Raw genomic sequence first — 19956 nt, forward strand, 5'->3', positions numbered from 1 at the left:
CCAGCTGCCGCAGCCGGCGGTCAAGCCGCAGGGGCTGCTGGGCGTGATGTCCTCCGGCCAGGGCAGTCTGACGAACAATCTCGGCGGCCAGCGGGAGCTCTACCGCGGAAGTAAAGCCGCGCTGAATATGTTCATGCGCAGCTTCGCCGCTCGCCCCACCTCAGCCTGCCACCCGCTGGTAGTGATGGCTCCGGGATGGATCCGCACCGAGCTCGGCGGGGCCGACGCCCCCTGACCATCGAAGAGACCATCCCATGCCTGGTGAACATCCTGCTCGACAAGCAGCGGCGCCCGGGACTGGAGTTTCCGGCTTACCAGGGCCGCACGGTGCCCTGGTAAGCCCGCCGGGACGCCTGCCTCCGGGCATCCTCCGGCGCCCGCCCGGCGTCATTGACCCAGGGTCACCACGCTATGTACCGCTTTGTCCCGCCACCTTCGCCGAGCTAATCCGCCTTTTTTGTTCAAAATTTATGAAATTTGTCGGACGCGGGGCTGTCGCCTGCCCGCCAGGACAGTCGACCGGCAGCCCGGTCACCACTGTCGATACCGCTAAATCCGGTAACCTGGTTAACTGGAAGGCCGGGGCGCTGTATCGCTTAACCGAGCAGGGCAATATCTACGTCAACTATGCCATCTCGCAGCAACCGCCGGGGGGCAGCAGCTTCGCGCTGGCTGCCAGCGGTAGCGGCAACAGCGCCAACCGGACCGACTTTAAACCGCAGAAAGCGAAATCCAGCGAACTGGGCACCAAGTGGCAGATCCTCGACAAGCGCCTGCTGCTCAGCGCGGCGTTATTCCGCACCGATATTGAAAACGAAGTGGCCGCCAACGATGACGGAACCTGGTCGCAGTACGGCAAAAAGCGCGTGGAAGGCTATGAGCTCTCCGCAACCGGGAACCTGACCCCGGACTGGACAATCATCGCCGGCTACACCCAGCAGCATGCCACGGTGACAGAGGGTCAGAATGTGGCGCAGGATGGCTCTTCCGCGCTGGCCTACACCCCGAAACATGCCTTTACGCTGTGGACGCAGTATCAGGCCACCAGCGATCTGTCCGTCGGCGGCGGCGTGCGCTATGTAGGAAGCCTGCGCCGGGGCAGCGATGGCGCGGTGGGTACCCCGGATCACACCGAGGGCTATTGGGTCGCCGACGCCAAACTGGGCTATCGGGTCAACAGCAATCTCGATCTGCAACTCAATATGTACAACCTGTTTGATACCGATTATGTGGCTTCCATCAACAAGAGCGGCTATCGCTATCATCCGGGCGAACCCCGTACCTTTATGTTGACGGCGAACGTCCATTTCTGAGTCTGTACGTGGGGCCATCGCGCCCCACCTTTTTGAGAGAACACCGCAATGATGTATCACATTCCTGACGTGCTGACGGCGGACCAGGTGGCTGAATATGGCCGCCTGCTGGCGCAGGCCGAATGGGTTGACGGGCGGGTTACCGTCGGCAGCCAAGGGGCGACCGTCAAACAAAACCAGCAGATCGATACCCGCACGCCGCTGTATGCCCGTCTGCAGGCCGCCGTACTCGACGCGCTGCGCGGCCATCCGCAGTTTTTTTCCGCCGCGCTGCCGCGGACGATTTCCGCGCCGTTGTTTAATCGCTACGGGCCGGGGGAGACCTACGGTTTTCATGTCGATGGCGCGGTGCGCCAGAACGGGGATGCGGGCTGGATACGGACCGACCTCTCGGCGACGCTGTTCCTCTGCGAGCCGGAAAGCTATGAAGGGGGCGAACTGGTGATTGAAGATACCTATGGCCAGCACCGGGTGAAGCTCCCGGCCGGACATCTGGTGCTCTATCCCGCCAGTAGCCTGCACTGCGTCACCCCGGTCACCGGCGGGGTTCGCCAGGCCTCTTTCCTGTGGATCCAGTCGATGGTCCGCGACGATAAGCAGCGCGCGATGCTCTACGACCTGGACCGCACGATCCAGTCTCTCAAAACCCGCTTTGGCGACGGGGAAGAGGTCCTCTCCCTGCTCAATATGTATCACAACCTGCTGCGCCAGTGGACTGAAGTGTGATCCGCAGGCGAAGGTTTATCGCAGGCAGGGGTGAGGAGGCAACAGACTGGCCGTCCGCTGGCCAGTTTGCAGCAGGCGTTAGAACCGATAGCCTGCGGAGAACATAAACACCCACGGATCCAGGCGGGTGCTGACTTTCTGGTCCACGCCGCCGGCTTTGAATTTCACATCGGTATCGATATCCATGTACCACACCGACATATTCAGCAGCCAGTCACGGTTAATCAGGTAATCGAGGCCGACCTGTCCTGCCGCGCCCCAGGAGTCCTTCAGGCTCAGATCGGAAAGCCCGGCCGCCTTGCCGGTATCGTTAAAGTCTTCATTAAAGAAGGTGGTGTAGTTAATCCCCGCCCCCACGTACGGACGCACCTTGCTTTGCGCATCGCCAAAGTACCACTGCGCCATCAGGGTGGGTGGCAACTGATGCACGGTAGCGATGGTGCCGGTTGGCCCGGTACCAACCTTATGGCGGAACGGCGTAGCCGCCAGCAGTTCCACACCGATGTTATCGGTCGCCATATAGGTAAAAGTTAAACCCAGCTGAGTATTGTTACTGACGTTGAAACTGCCCAGGCTGCCCAGCACATTGTCAGAGCCTTCCGTCGGTCGGACGGTGGCGGTCCCGGCACGAATGAAAAATTCACCCGCTTCATGCGCCCAGACGCTGCCGGTAGTAAGAGTGCTTAGAATCAATGCCGCCGCTGCTAACTTCTTCATATCCACTTCCTCATTATGGTTTTTCAGCGCGGCCAAATATACCTATAACGAGTTACGTTTGATCTGTTTTAGATCACACTAAAACCTTAGATTTAACATTTATTGATCCAGATTAATTTTTGATACCGATCGCAATACGCTAAATCCTTCGCACATCAATTTTCACTTTTCGCAAAAAAAATTATTTCTGCCCCTCTTGCCGCCGCTGAGGCGGCTGGATAAGTTAACTGCCGACAATCTGTGTTGATGCGTTTTTTTCAGGTGTAATTATGAGTGAAATCAACCCGTGCATGACGTGCGGTGCCTGTTGTGCGTATTTTCGAGTCTCTTTCTACTGGGCGGAAGCCGACGACGCGGGCGGCCTGGTGCCCGCCGCGCTGACCGAGCCGCTGACCCCCTTCCTGCGCTGTATGAGCGGCACTAATCAACGTCAGAGCCGCTGTGCGGCGCTATCGGGCGAGATCGGCGACGCCGTCCACTGCACTATCTATGAAAACCGTCCTTCGCCATGTCGCGAATTCGCCATGTCCGGGGAAAACGGCGAGGAAAACGACGCCTGCAACCGGGCGCGAGCGCGCTATGGGCTGCCGCCATTGCGGCCTCTTTACAAAGATATACCTGCCCTGACCGGCGCAGAGAGTGCTACGACGGAAGGATTTGCGGTACAATCGCCGGCTAGTTAACACCTGCGACACTCAAGGAGAATGCATGTCTATCACGGCGAAGTCCGTCTACCGTGACACCGGGAATTTTTTTCGTAATCAGTTCATTACCATTTTGCTGATTGCGCTGTTGTGCGCGTTCATTACGGTAGTACTTGGCCATGCCTTTTCACCCAGCGACGAGCAGCTGTCGATACTCAGCGAAGGCGACAACCTCGCCGGTAGCGCAGGCCTGTTCGAACTGGTGCAGAATATGACGCCGGAGCAGCAGCAGGTTCTGCTGCGCGCCTCGGCGGCATCAACCTTCTCGGGTCTGGTGGGCAATGCGATCCTCGCCGGCGGCGTCCTGCTGCTCATCCAGCTGGTCTCTGCCGGTCATCGTGTCAGCGCCCTGCGCGCCATCGGCGCCTCGGCGCCGGTGCTGCCAAAGCTGCTGCTGCTGATCCTCTTCACCACTTTCCTGGTGCAGATGGGGATGATGTTAGTGCTGGTGCCCGGCGTCCTGTTGGCCATTGTGCTGGCCTTTGCGCCAATCATGCTGGTGCAGGACAAAATGGGCATCCTCGGCGCCATGCGCAGCAGCATGCGCCTGGCGTGGGCCAATCTGCGGCTGGTGGCGCCGGCCATTATCGGTTGGCTGGTGGCGAAAACTCTGCTGTTACTGTTTGCTTCCAGCTTTGCCGCCCTGACGCCAAACGTCGGCGCGGTGGTGATTAATACCCTCAGCAACCTGATTTCCGCCCTGTTGCTGATCTATTTATTCCGCGTGTATATGCTTATCCGTAGCTAATTTTAACCTGGACCGGGGAATTTCCCGGTCCGTCCTGACAGACGGGATCGATGTATGAAGCAGTTTCTGGATTTTTTACCGCTGGTGGTCTTCTTCGCCTTCTACAAGCTTTACGATATCTACGCCGCCACCACGGCGCTGATTGTGGCGACCGCCATCGTGCTGATCTACAGCTGGGTGCGCTACCGTAAAATCGAAAAAATGGCGCTGATCACCTTCGTGCTGGTGGCCGTCTTCGGTGGATTAACCCTCTTCTTCCACAATGATGAGTTTATTAAATGGAAGGTGACGGTGATCTATGCGCTGTTCGCCGGCGCGCTGCTCTTCAGCCAGTGGGTGATGAAAAAGCCGCTTATCCAGCGCATGCTGGGTAAAGAGCTGACCCTGCCGCAGCAGGTCTGGTCGCGCCTTAACCTGGCCTGGGCGGCGTTTTTTATCCTCTGCGGGCTGGCTAATATCTATATCGCCTTCTGGTTGCCGCAGAATATCTGGGTTAACTTTAAGGTCTTCGGTTTAACTGCCCTCACGCTGGTCTTTACCTTGCTGAGCGGGATCTACATCTACCGTCATATGCCGCAGGACGACCACCACTAACGCCTCCACCGGCGCGCCACCCGCGCGCCGCGCTCGCCCCGGGTACCCTTGCTGCGCTGGCCAACCGTCCCTGCCACCACCACCTCCGCGCGTAACCTGACAGCTTCCCGGCCCCACAGCGCAGGCTCCCTTCACGATTTCAATCGGCAGCGTAAAAAATTGCGCTAATTGTGAGGATTTTATGGAGATTCATTTCGTTACATTGTAATGATAATTGTTATCATTAATATTCTCGATCTCATTTTGAATTGTTTTGAAAAGGATATTTACATGAGATCGCCGCAATATTATGTCCCCACGACCCTGGCGCTGGTCATATCCAGTCTCCTTGCCCCTAACGCCTTTGCAGAAGAGTCAGAACAAGATACCGAAACAATGATTGTGCGCAGTACGGCGGAAGAGGCGCTCAAGCAACAGCCCGGGGTGTCGATTATCACGGCAGATGATATTGCAAAACAGCCACCGGTCAACGATCTCTCAGACATCATCCGTAAAATGCCCGGGGTAAATTTGACCGGCAACAGCGCCAGCGGCAGTCGGGGCAACAACCGCCAGATTGATATCCGCGGCATGGGGCCGGAGAACACCCTGATCCTGATAGATGGGGTACCGGCCACGTCACGTAACTCGGTTCGCTATAGCTGGCGCGGCGAACGCGATACCCGGGGCGACAGCAACTGGGTCCCTGCCGAGATGGTCGAGCGAATTGAAGTCCTCCGCGGCCCGGCAGCCGCGCGTTATGGTTCCGGTGCGGCCGGCGGAGTGGTCAACATTATTACCAAACGCCCGACCAACAACTGGCACGGTTCCCTGTCTTTTTTTACCAATCAGCCGGAAAACAACAAGGAAGGCACGACTAATCGCGCTAACTTCAATCTCAGCGGCCCACTCGCCGGCGAGGCGCTGACGATGCGCCTGTATGGCAATATCAATAAAACGGAACCCGACGCCTGGGATATTAACCATGCGCAAAACGGCTCCTACGCTGCGGGACGCGAAGGGGTACGCAATAAAGATATTAACGCCCTGCTGTCATGGAAAATGACCCCGCAGCAAATTCTCGATTTCAGCTACGCCTATAGCCGTCAGGGGAATATCTATGCCGGTGATACCCAGTACAGCAACGGCAATCTTAGCCCGAACGGGCTGGTGGATTCCCTGTACGGCCATGAAACGAATCGCCTCTATCGCCAGTCCTGGGGATTGACCTACAACGGTCTTTGGGATTGGGGCCAGTCCAAAGCGGGGGTTTACTACGAGAAAACCAACAATACCCGCCTGCAGGAAGGCTCCACCGGCCGCGTCGAAGGCATGATCAACAGTGAGGATTATGCCACCAGCCGACTGGAATCCTGGCGTACTACCTCCGAATTCAATGTGCCTTTCTTCTGGCTGGCGGATCAGACGCTGACGCTGGGCATGGAATGGAACCATGATCAGCTCGACGACCCGGCATCGATGCAGGCCACTAACAGCAATGGGGAGACTATCCCTGGGACCTCCGGCGACCCTGCGCAACGTCGTACCAAAAACAGCGCCACCCTCACCGGTATCTATCTGGAGGATAATATCGAAGCCGTGCCCGGCACCAACCTGATCCCCGGCATTCGTTTCGATTATCATAATCAGTTTGGCAGCAACTGGAGCCCAAGCCTCAATTTGTCTCAGGCGCTGGGCGATATGTTCACGCTGAAGGCCGGTATCGCGCGGGTGTTTAAAGCGCCTAACCTCTATCAATCCAGTGAAGGCTATCTGCTCTCCACCCGCGGCAACGGTTGTCCAAACACTATCGCCGAAGGCAGCTGCTATCTGCTGGGCAACCCTGACCTCGACCCGGAAATCAGTATTAACAAAGAGATCGGTATCGAATTTAACCTTAATGGCTACGCTGCCGGGGTCACCTGGTTCCGCAACGATTACAAAAACAAAATCGTCTCCGGAACCGAGGTGCTGGGCTATACCTCCAGCGGCAATAATATCCTGCAATGGCAGAACGGCGGCAAAGCAGTGGTCGAGGGGCTGGAAGGCAATCTGCTGATCCCGGTGCTGGCTGATATCCTAAGCTGGCGGACCAATGCCACCTGGATGTTCAAATCTGAAAGTAAAGCGACAGGCAACCCGCTGTCGGTTATCCCGAAATATACCGTTAACACGATGCTCGACTGGCAGGTAAATGACGCCCTGTCGGCGAATGTCAACTGGACGCTTTATGGCCGTCAGAAGCCGCGTCAGTATGCAGAGATCCGCAACGAAACCGGAACCCTTGCCACCACCGAGGTTGGCGCCTATTCCATCGTGGGGATCGGCACCCAGTATCAGCTCAACCGGGATATTCGCCTGAATGCCGGCATAAGTAACCTCTTTGATAAGCAACTGTATCGCGAAAATGCCGGCGCCTCGACCTACAATGAGCCTGGACGCGCGTATTACGCCGGAGTGACCCTCTCTTTCTGAACCACTGCGCCCGCCTCCGCGGGCGCCAGCCCTATTCTCTCTCCGCCGTTTTCATAGTAGCATCCCGCTGATCGTCTTTGACCACAACAGAGTAGAGCATGACAACAACAGATCTCGCCCCGAAGGGCGAAATGGTTTTACGCACCCTGGCAATGCCGGCGGATACTAATGCCAACGGGGATATTTTTGGCGGCTGGCTGATGTCGCAGATGGATATCGGCGGCGCCATTATGGCCAAAGAGATCGCCCAGGGTCGCGTGGTGACCGTGCGCGTGGATGGGATGACCTTTTTACGCCCGGTGGCCGTCGGCGACGTGGTGTGCTGCTATGCCCGCTGCGTGAAGCGCGGCAATACCTCGGTCACCATTAACATCGAAGTGTGGGTGAAAAAAGTCTCGTCAGAACCAATTGGCCAGCGCTACAAGGCGACGGAAGCGCTGTTTATCTACGTTGCCGTCGATAATCAGGGTAAACCCCGCCCTCTGCCGGCCGAATAAGATGGCGCCCGGCTAACCGGGCACCTGGCTTAGAGAAAGCCCAGCAGCGAGAAGAAGAAGTAGCCGATAACAATCACCATCACCGGCAGCACGTACAGCGGGAAATACTGCACCAGGATCGTATGTCGCGGCACCACAATGCGTTCGGCGAGCTGCTCGCGAGTTAACCCTTCCGCGCCTTTCGCCTGCTCGAGGATCAGCTGATCCTCAATCCCCTCGCGGAGAAATTTCGCCTGCCGCGCCATCCGCGCGCCGGAGGCCTGCAGCGCCATGCCGACGAACACCAGAATGAAGATAATCCAGAAGCCGATGTTCAGGCTATGGTGAAAATCCGGCAGCGGTGAGTTGTACCAGAAAAAGTTCAGGAACGGCGTGTTAAAGCGCATCATCTCAATCATGACGTGCGCAAAATCCATCATCACCGCGTCAATGCCGGGTTTCTTTTCACTGTGCTCATACATAAATTTGAGGACAGAAATCAGCGTCGACAGCACGGCGGGAATAAAGATGACCCATCCCAAAATACGTTTGATGACCGCAATGCGTCCAGCTTGTTGGTACGTCATGAGTTCCCCTTGTTAAAGACGCGTTAGTGGTTCGCCTGCCGCCCGTTGCGTGGCGCAGGCGCCCCTCGCTTACCCGAATGTGTCGGGTATAAGTCTATCTTCCACGGCGAATTTCGCCCAATAACGCGCGGTATGATATACCATGAATGCCGATTCGTTTATCTGATTACGCAACAGGAGAAGGACATATGTCAGCGAAGCGCCGCATTGAGGCTGCGATTTTTGATATGGACGGGTTGCTGATTGACTCTGAGCCGCTTTGGGATCAGGCGGAGGTCGAGGTCATGGAGAGCCTGGGGGTGGATACCCGCCGCCGCGATGAACTGCCCGACCTGCTGGGTCTGCGAATCGACCTGGTGGTGGATCTGTGGTACGCGCAGCAGCCGTGGCGCGGCGTTGACCGCGCAGAAGCCACCGCGCGCATTATCCGTCGCGCCATCGAACTGGTGGAAGCCTCACGTCCGCTGCTGCCGGGGGTGCGCGAGGCGGTGGCCCTGTGCAAAGCCCAGGGGTTGAAGGTAGGGCTGGCCTCAGCCTCGCCGCTGGTGATGCTGGAGAAAGTGCTCAATATGTTCGAGCTGCGCGACCAGTTTGATGCCCTCGCCTCGGCGGAGCATCTGCCCTGGAGCAAACCGCACCCGCAGGTGTATCTCAACTGCGCCGCCGCCCTCGGGGTCGACCCACAGCGCTGTGTCGCGCTGGAGGACTCGGTCAACGGCATGATCGCCAGCAAAGCTGCGCGCATGCGCGCTATCGTCGTGCCGGAAGCAGAGAACAGCCGCGACCCGCGCTTCGTGCTGGCGGACGTCAAGCTGCCGTCACTGCAGGCCCTGACCGTCGAGGCGCTGCTCGGGTAAGGCCGCTGGCGGGTGACGCGATCGCCGTCACCCGCCAGTAAAGGAAATCAAAACATCGTTTCATTTTAATTGTAATTTTGTTTTCCTGCCTCTATGCTGGGTACAGGTGGCGTTATCGTACGCCTGAAGATCAGCACACAGAGGTGAATATGGTACTGAACGCCTTCGACCTGACGGGTAAGGTCGCCATCGTGACCGGTTGCGATACCGGCCTGGGACAGGGAATGACGCTGGGCCTGGCGCAGGCCGGATGCGATATCGTCGGCATCAACCGCAAAATTCCCCACGACACTGCCGCGCAGGTTCAGGCGCTGGGCCGCCGCTTTCATGCCATTCAGGCGGATCTCAGCCAACAGGATGATATGACCGTTTTGGTCGACCAGGCGGTGGCGGCGATGGGCCGGGTCGATATTCTGGTCAACAACGCCGGGATTATCCGCCGCCATGATGCCCTGACCTTCACGGAAAGTGACTGGGATGCGGTGATCGATCTGAATCTGAAAGCAGTTTTTTTCCTCTGCCAGGCGGTCGCCAGGCAGTTCATTCGCCAGGGTGAAGGCGGGAAAATCGTTAACATCGCCTCGATGCTCTCGTTTCAGGGCGGGATCCGCGTCCCCTCCTATACCGCCTCGAAAAGCGGCGTGCTGGGGCTGACCCGCCTGCTGGCTAACGAATGGGCTGGTCAGGGTATCAACGTCAACGCCATTGCGCCCGGGTATATGGCCACCAATAACACCCAGGCGCTGCGCGAAGATGAGGAGCGCAACCAGGCAATCCTTGAGCGTATCCCCGCCGGTCGCTGGGGTGTGCCAGATGACCTGCAGGGGCCGGTGGTGTTTCTCGCCTCGTCCGCCGCCGACTATATTCACGGCTATACCCTGGCCGTCGACGGCGGATGGCTGGCGCGCTGAGAATTTGTGACAAAGAGTTACACCGTCACCTCTTCCGTACACTGTATAAAAACCCTATACTGTATGAATCGACAGTTTAGGGTGTGTTATCATGACGGCGGAAGGCCATCTCTTCTTTTCAATCGCCTGCGCAGTATTTGCCAAAAACGCAGAGTTAACGCCGGTGCTGGCGCAGGGCGACTGGTGGCATATTGTGCCCTCCGCGGTCTTGACCTGCCTGCTGCCGGACATCGATCACCCAAAGTCGTTTCTTGGCCAGCGGCTGAGCTGGATCTCAAAGCCCGTGGCGCGGGCCTTTGGCCACCGCGGCTTCACCCACAGCCTGCTGGCGGTGTTTGGTGCGCTGACGCTATTCTACCTCAAGGTGCCTGACAGCTGGATTGTCCCGGCGGACGCCCTCCAGGGCCTGGTGCTGGGCTATCTCAGCCACATCCTTGCCGATATGCTCACCCCAGCCGGGGTGCCGCTGCTGTGGCCCTGCCGCTGGCGCTTTCGGCTACCGATCCTTGCGCCGCGCAAAGGCAACCAGCTGGAGCGCGCCTTATGCATGGCGCTGTTCGTCTATGCCGTCTGGATGCCGCAGACGCTGGCGGACAACACCGCGATACGCTGGTCTTCCGGGGTGATTAATTCCCTGCAGATCACCTTCAATCGCTTCATAAGTCACCAGAGTGGGCGATAAACCGGCAGAAAACACCTTTTGGTTATAACCCATTCCATTTGAATATAAGTCCTTGATAACGCCTTCTGCTAACCTTGCGGTCATAAGAGCTGGTTATCCACCAGCCCAGGTTATAAAAATATCAGGAGAACGGGGATGAACTTTCCATTAATAGCGAACGTAGTCGTGTTCGCCGTATTGTTGTTTGCGCTGGGGCAAACGCGCCATAAACAGTGGAGCCTGGCCAGGAAGGTCCTGGTCGGCCTGGCGATTGGCGTGATCTTCGGTCTGGCGCTACAGCTGATCTACGGGTCTGACAGCCAGGTGCTGAAGGATTCCATCCAGTGGTTTAATATCGTCGGCAACGGTTATGTCCAGCTGCTGCAAATGATCGTTATGCCGCTGGTCTTCGCGTCAATCCTTAGCGCGGTCGCCCGCCTGCACAATGCCTCGCAGCTGGGGAAAATCAGCTTCCTGAGCATCGGGACTCTGTTGTTCACCACCCTGATCGCCGCTCTGGTTGGCGTGCTGGTGACTAACATGTTCGGCCTCACCGCCGAGGGACTGGTCCAGGGCAGCGCGGAGACCGCTCGTCTGAACGCCATTCAGAGCAACTATGTGGGTAAAGTGGCCGATCTCAGCGTCCCGCAGCTGATCCTCTCCTTTGTGCCGAAGAACCCGTTTGCTGACCTGACCGGGGCTAACCCGACCTCGATCATCAGCATCGTCATTTTCTCGGCGTTCCTCGGCGTCGCAGCCCTGAAGCTGCTGAAAGAGGATGTGGAAAAAGGCCAGCGCGTCCTGACCGCCATTGATACCCTGCAGGGCTGGGTGATGAAGCTGGTTCGTCTGGTGATGCAGCTGACCCCTTACGGCGTTCTGGCGCTGATGACCAAAGTGGTTGCCGGGTCGAATCTGCAGGATATCATCAAGCTTGGCGGCTTCGTGGTGGCCTCGTACATCGCGCTGGGCATCATGTTTATCGTCCACGGCCTGCTGCTGGCGATTAACGGCGTCAGCCCGCTGAAGTATTTCCGTAAAGTCTGGCCGGTGATCACCTTCGCCTTCACCAGCCGCTCCAGCGCCGCCTCCATTCCGCTGAACGTGGAAGCGCAGACCCGTCGTCTCGGCGTACCGGAGTCGATTGCCAGCTTCTCCGCCTCCTTTGGCGCCACCATTGGTCAGAACGGCTGCGCCGGTATCTACCCGGCCATGCTGGCGGTGATGGTCGCACCGACCGTAGGCATCAACCCGCTGGATCCGATGTGGATTGCCACCCTCGTGGGCATCGTCACCGTCAGCTCGGCGGGCGTCGCCGGAGTGGGCGGCGGGGCCACCTTCGCCGCGCTGATCGTCCTGCCGGCGATGGGCCTGCCGGTGACCCTCGTGGCGCTGCTGATCTCCGTCGAGCCGCTGATCGATATGGGACGTACCGCGCTGAACGTTAACGGCTCCATGACCGCCGGGACGCTGACCAGCCAGTGGCTGCGCCAGACCGACAAGTCGATTTTCGATAGCGAAGAAGAAGCCGAACTGGCGCATCGCTAAACGGTAAGCACAAAAAAACCGCTGATAATCAGCGGTTTTTTTATTTCTGCAGCAGACTCAGGCTTCAATCTCTCCTTCCTGACGCACCTGGTTAGCCCAGCGCTGCGCCGACTCCGGCACGCTGAACGCCGGTGAACGGCGAAAATGCTCTCCCATCAGCAGAAAGGCGACATACTTCCCGCGCAAAATCCAGACATCGCGAAAATGGTCCATTTTCACGGCATGTTCCGGGGGCGCAGGCTCCACGCGCGGCACGTAGCTAATGACAGGGCGATTTTGTTGGCGCAATGGTTTCATAACAAATGGATTCACTAAGCAAAGCGGGAAACAGAAACCTCTATCATAGCCGATCGTGGCCCCGTTCGTCGCCCCCCTGCCGCCGATGCGCATTTTAGGATAACTCCCTGCCCCCTTGCCGGGCGCAGGCAGCGTAATGTTCTATAGTTAGAAGGGTTTTGGTTTATCAACGACCACTTTTAGCAATGAAAGCAGGAGACGAGCAATGTCTGATAAGCACCCAAACCCTCACCACCAGCAGGCACCGGTCCACGGCAGCGAGGAAGCACAGCCGGGTCTCGACTCGCTGGCGCCGGATGACAGGGAGTGGCGCCCCACGCCGAAACCCACCGCCCCTGGCGCTGAACCGACCGCCCCTGGCAGCCTGAAAACGCCTGATACCCACAGCAAAAAACTCGATGCCCTGGAGCCACAGCGCAAAGGCGGAGAAGACTATCCGCTGACCACTAACCAGGGCGTGCGCATTGCCGACGATCAGAACTCGCTGCGCGCCGGTACCCGCGGCCCAACGCTGCTGGAAGATTTCATTCTGCGGGAGAAGATCACCCACTTCGACCACGAGCGAATTCCGGAGCGTATCGTTCATGCCCGCGGCTCAGCAGCCCACGGCTACTTCCAGCCCTACAAAAGCCTGACAGCCTTGACCAAAGCCGATTTTCTCTCGGCAGCCGATAAAATCACCCCGGTCTTTGTGCGCTTCTCCACCGTGCAGGGCGGCGCGGGGTCGGCGGACACCGTTCGCGATATTCGCGGCTTCGCCACCAAGTTTTACACCGACGAGGGGATTTTTGACCTCGTCGGCAACAACACCCCGGTCTTCTTTATCCAGGACGCGCTGAAGTTTCCCGACTTTGTCCACGCCGTGAAGCCTGAACCCCACTGGGCCATTCCCCAGGGACAAAGCGCTCACGATACGTTCTGGGACTATGTTTCCCTGCAGCCGGAAACGCTGCACAACGTGATGTGGGCGATGTCCGATCGCGGCATCCCGCGCAGCTATCGCACCATGGAAGGCTTTGGCATCCACACCTTCCGCCTGATCAATGCCGAGGGCAAAGCCACCTTTGTTCGCTTCCACTGGAAACCGGTCGCCGGCAAGGCGTCGCTGGTATGGGATGAAGCGCAGAAGCTGACCGGCCGTGACCCCGATTTTCATCGCCGCGATCTGTGGGAGGCCATTGAAGCCGGGGACTACCCGGAATTTGAGCTCGGCCTGCAGCTGATCCCCGAAGAGAATGAATTTGATTTTGACTTCGACCTGTTAGATCCCACCAAACTGATCCCCGAGGCGCTGGTGCCGGTGCAACGGGTCGGCAAAATGGTCCTCAACCGCAACCCGGACAACTTCTCTGCCGAAAACGAACAGGCGGCCTTCCATCCCGGGCATATCGTCCCGGGCATCGATTTCAGCAACGATCCGCTGCTGCAGGGGCGCCTCTTCTCCTACACCGATACCCAGATAAGCCGCCTCGGCGGACCGAATTTCCATGAAATCCCGATCAACCGGCCGACCTGCCCGTACCACAACTTCCAGCGCGACGGTATGCACCGGATGGAGATTGACACCAACCCGGCCAACTACGAACCCAACTCGATCAACGACAACTGGCCGCGCGAGACGCCGCCAGCCGCCAAACGCGGCGGTTTTGAGTCCCTCGCCGAGCGCGTCGACGGCGAGAAGATCCGCCAGCGCAGCCCGTCATTCGGCGAATATTACGCCCAGCCGCGTCTGTTCTGGCTGAGCCAGACGCCGATTGAGCAGCAGCATATTATCGATGGCTTCAGCTTCGAGCTTAGCAAAGTGGTCCGCACCTGGATCCGCGAGCGGGTGGTCGATCACCTGGCCCATATTGATACCCGGCTGGCGGAAGCGGTCGGGGCGAATTTAGGTATCGAACTGAGCGATGAGCAGCGCAGCCTCACTCTGCCCTCCCCGGTCAACGGCGTGGAGAAAGATCCCACCCTCAGCCTCTACGCGGATGCCGAAGGGGATGTGAAAGGTCGTGTGGTGGCGGTGCTGCTCAATGAGCGTACCTCGGCGCAGGATCTGGTCCATCTCCTGCAGGCGCTACAGGCCCGGGGCGTGCACAGTAAACTGCTCTATTCGCGGATGGGGGAAGTCGTCGCCGACGATGGCTCTCCCCTGCCGATCGCCGGCACCTTCGCCGGCTCCCCGTCGCTGACGGTGGATGCCGTGGTGGTGCCCGGCGGCGATCTCAGCGCCCTGAGCCAGAGCGGCGACGCGCGCTACTACCTGCTGGAGGCCTATAAGCATCTGAAGCCGATCCTGCTGGCAGGCGATGCGCGGCAGTTAACGTCGGTTCTGCAGGTCCCGGCCCAGGGCGAAGAGGGCGTCATCGTCACCGATGCTCTCGACACCCCGGCGGCAGATAAACTGCTCGCCCTGATGACGGCCCACCGGGTGTGGTCGAGAAGCCCGAAAATCGCCGCTATACCGGCGTAGCAAAAAGCCCGGCACGGTGTGCCGGGCTTGACTCACTTTCCTTTCCCCGTCGGGTTTACACGTCGCGGTAGGTTCCCAGGCGATAACCCCGGTCGGCCACCGCCGCTTTCAGCGAGGCGGACGTCAGCACATCAAGCTCGCCCAGCCGCGGATAGCAGTAGGCGCTGCCCATGATGGTCTGGTCGACAAAGGCCGGATGACACATCACCTCCAGAGAGCGCTCCTCGCGGGCGATTGAGGCGTCCAGCGTCTGCAGGAACAGCGCCTCAGAGACGGCTTCCCCGTAAAACTCGCTGCTGAAGCCTGCGCTGCTGCGCGCCGCCTGCTGATCGAGACCGCTCTGCGCCGCTACCTGGCGATCGATACGCAACGCGATGCCCTTGTCGCGGGCAAAAGCCGCAACGATGGGGTAGATCGGAGCGATCATATGCACATGGTGATGGCTGTCGAGATGCGTCGGCTCATGACCGAAGAGTTCGATAAAACGACGGTACTGACACGCCAGCTCGTGGGCAATCTCCTCCAGCGGCAGGTTATCTTCTTCCGCCTGCTGCCAGATCCATTTGCCCAGCCGGCCGTCGCGGGTTAACCCCGGCATGGCCGACAGCGGTTCGCCCAGCGTCAGCACAAAGTGCATCCCGACCGCCAGCTCCGGCGTACTGCGGCTCAGCTGGGCGGCGTGGTCAATAGCCGCGCCGTTGACCAGCGCCGTAGTCGATGTCACCACGCCGTTGCGGCAGGCCTCGATAATGCCGTAGTTCTGCCCTTTACTGAGGCCGAAGTCGTCAGCATTGACGATCAATACGCGTTCCATTACCCGCTCCCGTTACGCTTTCAGTTTTTCGATCGTCGCCGCAAAGTTCGGCAGCCATTTTTCATGGGCCAAAATCATCTCCCGCGCCAGCTGCTCGGCGTCACGATCGGAATGGATCAGCGGGCTTAAGTTCAGCGCCAGCAGCACGTCGTTCAGCTCACCGCTGATCGCCGCCTGGCTGGCCGCCACTTCAAACCCTTTGATGGTGTAGATAAGCCCCAGCACCTTCTCGTCGAAATGGGTGATGCGCGGCGTCGGCTTCGCGCCATCGCGACCTAAGGTGCAGCTCATCTCGACCGCCCAGTCCGCCGGGATATTATCGATATGGCCATGATGTGGGATATTCACATAGTGCTCAGTCTGCTTATCGTTATAGATAGCGTTGATCACTTCGCAAGCGGCATCGGAGTAATAGGCGCCCCCGCGCTGCTCCAGCTCCTTCGGCTTGACCTTGAGATCCGGATTTTTATACAGCTCAAACAGCTGCTTCTCCACTTTCTGCACCACCTGGGCGCGCGCGCCGCCCTTATAGTACTCGCCCATCTCAATCGCCAGCATCTCTTTTGGCTTAAAGTAATAGAGCAGATAGGAGCATGGGATCAGGCGCAGGGAGCGGATCAGCCCTTCGCTGAACGGCAGGTCGAAGATATTTTTTACCGAGTTCGCGGTCAGGCGGCCGGAGGCGACGCCGTCCAGCAGTTCATCGAAGCGCGAGACGCCGTTAACCAGCACGTCGCGGACGAACACCAGGTGGTTCAGACCGAACAGGTCGATGTGCAGCTCATCGCTCGGGCTGAGCTGCAGCACGTCGGTGATGAACATCTTCATGCCGATGGGAATGTTGCACACCCCGATAAAGCGTTTGAAACTGGTGTGACGATAGACCGCCTCGGTGACCATGCCCGCCGGGTTGGTGAAGTTGATGATCCACGCGTCCGGGCAGATCTCCTGCACATCTTTCACGATGTCGAAAATCACCGGGATGGTGCGCAGCCCCTTAAACAGCCCGCCCGCCCCGTTGGTCTCCTGGCCAAGATAACCGTGGCTCAGCGGGATGCGCTCATCTTTTTCCCGCGCCTTCAGCTGGCCCACGCGCAGCTGGGTAGTGACGAAATCAGCGCCCTGCAGCGCCTCGCGGCGGTCCAGCGTTTTATAAACCTTCATCGGCACGCCGGCTTTTTCCACCATCCGCTCGCACAGCGCATGGATAATATCGAGCTTCTCCTGGCCCTCTTCCACATCCACCAGCCACAGCTCTGTCACCGGCAGTTCATGATAACGTTTCAGGAAACCTTCCAGTAATTCCGGGGTATAGCTGCTACCGCCGCCAATGGTGGCGACTTTTAATTTCTGGCTCATCTTTTTCTCCCTTAGACGCTGCGTGTAGACGCAGGCCGCTCTCCGCATAAATGCGGACAGTTAACTTAAATTAGTTATGGTGTAAGCCTGGCGGCTAATACCGCCTGGGCTTAATTAATACTGGTCAAATGTTTTCGATAACTACTCGGTGTAAACGAGGTCAGCTTTTTAAAGGTTTTAATAAACAGGCTCGGGCTGCTGTACCCTGATTCATAGGCAATATCCGTCACCGAATAGTTGGTAATTTCCAGCTGCTTTTTGGCAAAATTGATACGGATATCGTTAATTATCTGCATCGGCGTTTTACCATAATAGCGCTGGGTCGCCCGGGTTAAATATTCCTGCGTTTTGCCCGATAGCCGAACCATATTCTCGAGGGCGCTCTCGCCAAACTCCAGTTTATCGTGCATAGCCTCAACGGTATTTTTTAACCATTGCGGGACGACGTCTGCAACCGGCTCTTCGCGATAGTGACGTAAACGGTTAATGACATAAAAGGAGACCAGCTCGATAAATTCGTCAAATTCCGTTTCGCGAAAATTGAGTGAGGCGATGACCGACTCAATGTAGCCGAGAAAAGCGCTCTGCACGGCGTAGACCTGCGACGCCACCAGGCCAAACGGCAGCAGCGGCAGATAATGTTTCTCAAAGAAGCGCCTGCTGATGCCGACGTTAAGGATGCGCGTCGCACCAAATTCATAGAAGCTCTGGTGGTGCGAACCCATCGGGATAAAGACAAAATCCCCGCGCTCCAGCAGCACCCGTTTGCCATTGATCTCCTGGTAATAGCGCCCGGTTAATACGACGGTAAATTCGTAGTAATCATGCTGGTGGAGCCCGCTCACGCTTTCCGTTTTGTTATAGATGACCACATGAAAGTTCTTCCCGTTGAACAACTGCTGTTCTCTGGCGGTACTGATCTCGGTGGTCATCATCCTGGGCTGCCTCATCGTCGCGATGGCCTATTGTACCTTCTCGTGCAGCTCAATCAATTCCGCTACCAGCTCGCGGGCCAGCATGGAGGTCATCAGGTGATCCTGAGCATGCACCAGCACCAGGCTGACCTTCATTTTCCCCTCGCCCTCGTCGCTTTCGATAAGCTGGGTCTGCACCCGATGCGCCTCGCTCAGCGCCTGACGCGACTGCTCCATCATCGTTTTCGCCGCGGCAAAATCCCCCTGCTTGGCCTGCTTCAGCGCGGCATAGGCCAGACTACGCGCTTGGCCGGAGTTGATAATCAGCCCCATCACCACCTCTTCGAGGTCGTTTTCCGGGGTCTCTACCGCCTCGATGTTGTCCAGATCAAACATAATATTTCCCTCATTTCTCAGGCGGTACAGGACGTTGCCCGTACCGCGCGGTATCAGAATTTCAGTGCGTTGGCGATGTCTTCTTCGCTCTCTTCCTGCTCGATAACGGTCTGCGCTTTATTCGACAGCACCACAAACGGCAGGTAGACCAGGGTGGAGACGCCAAGGTTGAACAGGGCGACCAGCAGAGCGGCGACACTGCCGTTACTGTTAAAGAACGCCCCCAGGCCAGTTGGCATGGTCCACGGCGCCAGGTTGGTCACCGGTGGGATAATCCCCAGGCTGTAGGCGGCGAGAGTAATGGCCGCCAGAATCGGCTGGACCAGCACGAACGGGATGAACATCACCGGGTTCATGATGATCGGCAGGCCAAAAAGAATCGGTTCGTTAATCTGGAAGATGCCTGACGGCAGCGCCAGCTTCGCGACCTGACGATGGTCAGCGCGGCGGGAAGCGATAAAGATGGCGATAATCAGACCCAGCGTCGCCCCGGAGCCACCCAGCAGGATGTAGGAGTCGAGCATCGGCTTGGCCCAGAAGTGGAACTGTTTACCCGCTTCGATCGCCGCATCAACCGATCCGTACTGGTTGTACAGGGCGATGTTTTCCAGCGCCCACGGCGTCATGATGCCGTTATCCAGCGCGGTCAGCGCCAGCGAACCGTGCACCCCGAAGAACCACAGCAGGGAGTTAAAGATGACGTATGCCCAGCCGACCACGCTGCCCATCGCCGCCAGCGGCGTAGAGATGGAGTCCATGATGATCTGGTGGAAGTTGCTGCCGTAGCTCGACAGGGCCCACGAGATAATGCCGAAGATGGAGAGGATCAAGAAGCCAGGGATCAGCGCAGAGAAAGAGCGCGATACCGATCCCGGCACGCTGTCCGGCAGTCTGATCACCCAGTTGCGACGGATCACGAAGGTGAACAGTTCCGCGACGACCAGACCGATAATCATACCAGAGATGATGTTCTGCCCGCCCAGCCAGTTGGCGCCGACGGCATAGGCTTCGCCCACGCTGTATGGGGTCACGGTCATGAAGGCCGCTACCGCCAGCAGGCCAGCGGCCATCGGGTCGACTTTGCGTTCTTCCGCCAGCGCGGAGCCGATAAAGAATGGCGCCATCAGCGACATAATGCCGAGGGTGCCGTTATAGACGTTGCCGCCGATAGCCTTAAAACCGTTTAAGGTTTCAATGGTAGAGGCATCCAGGCGAATGCCCATGGAGTAAAAGAAAGAGCCTTCGCCGAAGCTCAGAAAAACGTTGTTAATTAATACAAACATGGCCCCGGCGAGGGTCAACGGCATGAGTTTAATAAATCCATTTTTAATCGCATTAATATGCGGCTGCTTTCCTATTTTCACTGCAAAAGGAAGGAGTACCTTTTCAAGCGAGTCGATCACTTTACTCATAGTC

19 protein-coding genes and 2 pseudogenes are annotated in these 19956 nt (G+C 58.0%); 13 read left to right on the forward strand and 8 right to left on the reverse strand.

Annotation, left to right across the window (positions count from 1 at the left end):
• Positions 1-10 precede the first annotated feature (10 nt).
• From ACQUTP_RS22155 to ybiX, 3 genes and pseudogenes are all read left to right on the forward strand, one after another.
• Positions 11-339 (forward strand): annotated as a pseudogene (locus tag ACQUTP_RS22155) (short-chain dehydrogenase); the annotation flags it as partial.
• Positions 340-482: 143 nt separating this feature from the next.
• Positions 483-1313 (forward strand): annotated as a pseudogene (locus tag ACQUTP_RS22160) (TonB-dependent receptor domain-containing protein); the annotation flags it as partial.
• 48 nt (positions 1314-1361) lie between these two features.
• Entirely contained in the window at positions 1362-2039 is a 678-nt protein-coding gene (ybiX, locus tag ACQUTP_RS22165) for a PKHD-type hydroxylase YbiX (protein WP_285755346.1), read from the forward strand.
• 78 nt (positions 2040-2117) lie between these two features.
• Here ybiX and ompW read toward each other — a convergent pair whose 3' ends face one another.
• Positions 2118-2756 carry an outer membrane protein OmpW gene (gene ompW / locus ACQUTP_RS22170; RefSeq protein WP_004203849.1) on the reverse strand — a complete coding sequence of 213 codons (639 nt, stop codon included), beginning with the start codon at positions 2754-2756 and terminating at the stop codon, positions 2118-2120.
• A gap of 269 nt (positions 2757-3025) precedes the next feature.
• Between ompW and ACQUTP_RS22175 the strand changes: the two genes are divergently transcribed.
• From ACQUTP_RS22175 to yciA, 5 genes are all read left to right on the forward strand, one after another.
• The gene (locus ACQUTP_RS22175) at positions 3026-3439 is read left to right on the forward strand and encodes a YkgJ family cysteine cluster protein (RefSeq protein WP_004203847.1); all 414 of its coding nucleotides are present in this window, start codon (positions 3026-3028) and stop codon (positions 3437-3439) included.
• 25 nt (positions 3440-3464) lie between these two features.
• Positions 3465-4208, forward strand: a complete 744-nt coding sequence (locus ACQUTP_RS22180; protein ID WP_004203845.1) for a YciC family protein — start codon at positions 3465-3467, stop codon at positions 4206-4208.
• 54 nt (positions 4209-4262) lie between these two features.
• Positions 4263-4802: a septation protein A gene (locus ACQUTP_RS22185; protein ID WP_004203842.1), complete on the forward strand. Its 540-nt coding sequence runs from the start codon at positions 4263-4265 to the stop codon at positions 4800-4802.
• A gap of 270 nt (positions 4803-5072) precedes the next feature.
• Complete coding sequence (locus ACQUTP_RS22190; protein ID WP_080846968.1) at positions 5073-7256, forward strand: TonB-dependent siderophore receptor; 2184 nt, start codon at positions 5073-5075, stop codon at positions 7254-7256.
• 98 nt (positions 7257-7354) lie between these two features.
• Complete coding sequence (gene yciA / locus ACQUTP_RS22195; protein ID WP_002901629.1) at positions 7355-7753, forward strand: acyl-CoA thioester hydrolase YciA; 399 nt, start codon at positions 7355-7357, stop codon at positions 7751-7753.
• Between the two features lie 29 nt (positions 7754-7782).
• Here yciA and ACQUTP_RS22200 read toward each other — a convergent pair whose 3' ends face one another.
• Positions 7783-8319 (reverse strand): YniB family protein, encoded by a 537-nt coding sequence (locus ACQUTP_RS22200; protein ID WP_004203839.1) that lies wholly within the window; start codon positions 8317-8319, stop codon positions 7783-7785.
• A 188-nt stretch (positions 8320-8507) separates the two neighbouring features.
• Between ACQUTP_RS22200 and hxpB the strand changes: the two genes are divergently transcribed.
• The 4 genes from hxpB (at position 8508) to ACQUTP_RS22220 (ending at position 12296) form a co-directional block, all read left to right on the forward strand.
• A complete protein-coding gene (hxpB, locus tag ACQUTP_RS22205; protein ID WP_017898668.1) occupies positions 8508-9176 on the forward strand; it encodes a hexitol phosphatase HxpB in 669 nt (222 codons plus the stop codon).
• Positions 9177-9325: 149 nt separating this feature from the next.
• Positions 9326-10087: a 2-dehydro-3-deoxy-D-gluconate 5-dehydrogenase KduD gene (gene kduD, locus ACQUTP_RS22210; RefSeq protein ID WP_032455866.1), complete on the forward strand. Its 762-nt coding sequence runs from the start codon at positions 9326-9328 to the stop codon at positions 10085-10087.
• Between the two features lie 91 nt (positions 10088-10178).
• Positions 10179-10769, forward strand: coding sequence for a metal-dependent hydrolase (locus tag ACQUTP_RS22215; RefSeq protein ID WP_032455865.1), 591 nt, complete (start codon positions 10179-10181; stop codon positions 10767-10769).
• A gap of 135 nt (positions 10770-10904) precedes the next feature.
• Positions 10905-12296, forward strand: coding sequence for an L-cystine transporter (locus ACQUTP_RS22220; RefSeq protein ID WP_017898666.1), 1392 nt, complete (start codon positions 10905-10907; stop codon positions 12294-12296).
• Positions 12297-12353: 57 nt separating this feature from the next.
• Here the strand turns inward: ACQUTP_RS22220 and cedA are convergent, their stop codons facing one another.
• The gene (gene cedA, locus ACQUTP_RS22225; RefSeq protein WP_008807754.1) at positions 12354-12608 is read right to left on the reverse strand and encodes a cell division activator CedA; all 255 of its coding nucleotides are present in this window, start codon (positions 12606-12608) and stop codon (positions 12354-12356) included.
• Between the two features lie 190 nt (positions 12609-12798).
• On the opposite strand from cedA, the gene katE reads away from it, so the two are divergent.
• Positions 12799-15057 (forward strand): catalase HPII, encoded by a 2259-nt coding sequence (katE, locus tag ACQUTP_RS22230; protein ID WP_285755349.1) that lies wholly within the window; start codon positions 12799-12801, stop codon positions 15055-15057.
• A gap of 55 nt (positions 15058-15112) precedes the next feature.
• On the opposite strand, the gene chbG is transcribed toward katE, so the two are convergent.
• The 5 genes from chbG to chbC all read right to left on the reverse strand — a co-directional run bounded on the left by chbG (position 15113) and on the right by chbC (position 19952).
• Positions 15113-15871 (reverse strand): chitin disaccharide deacetylase, encoded by a 759-nt coding sequence (gene chbG, locus ACQUTP_RS22235; RefSeq protein WP_017898664.1) that lies wholly within the window; start codon positions 15869-15871, stop codon positions 15113-15115.
• 12 nt (positions 15872-15883) lie between these two features.
• Positions 15884-17230: a 6-phospho-beta-glucosidase gene (locus tag ACQUTP_RS22240; RefSeq protein WP_428902448.1), complete on the reverse strand. Its 1347-nt coding sequence runs from the start codon at positions 17228-17230 to the stop codon at positions 15884-15886.
• A gap of 110 nt (positions 17231-17340) precedes the next feature.
• Positions 17341-18165, reverse strand: coding sequence for a transcriptional regulator ChbR (gene chbR / locus ACQUTP_RS22245; protein WP_004203825.1), 825 nt, complete (start codon positions 18163-18165; stop codon positions 17341-17343).
• Between the two features lie 27 nt (positions 18166-18192).
• Positions 18193-18540 carry a PTS N,N'-diacetylchitobiose transporter subunit IIA gene (gene chbA / locus ACQUTP_RS22250; protein WP_064187346.1) on the reverse strand — a complete coding sequence of 116 codons (348 nt, stop codon included), beginning with the start codon at positions 18538-18540 and terminating at the stop codon, positions 18193-18195.
• Positions 18541-18593: 53 nt separating this feature from the next.
• Positions 18594-19952 carry a PTS N,N'-diacetylchitobiose transporter subunit IIC gene (gene chbC, locus ACQUTP_RS22255; RefSeq protein WP_004203823.1) on the reverse strand — a complete coding sequence of 453 codons (1359 nt, stop codon included), beginning with the start codon at positions 19950-19952 and terminating at the stop codon, positions 18594-18596.
• Between the last annotated feature and the right edge of the window lie 4 nt (positions 19953-19956).

The organism is Klebsiella sp. 2-CIP_Kleb. (genome assembly GCF_050378715.1).
Taxonomy (GTDB): domain Bacteria; phylum Pseudomonadota; class Gammaproteobacteria; order Enterobacterales; family Enterobacteriaceae; genus Klebsiella; species Klebsiella quasipneumoniae.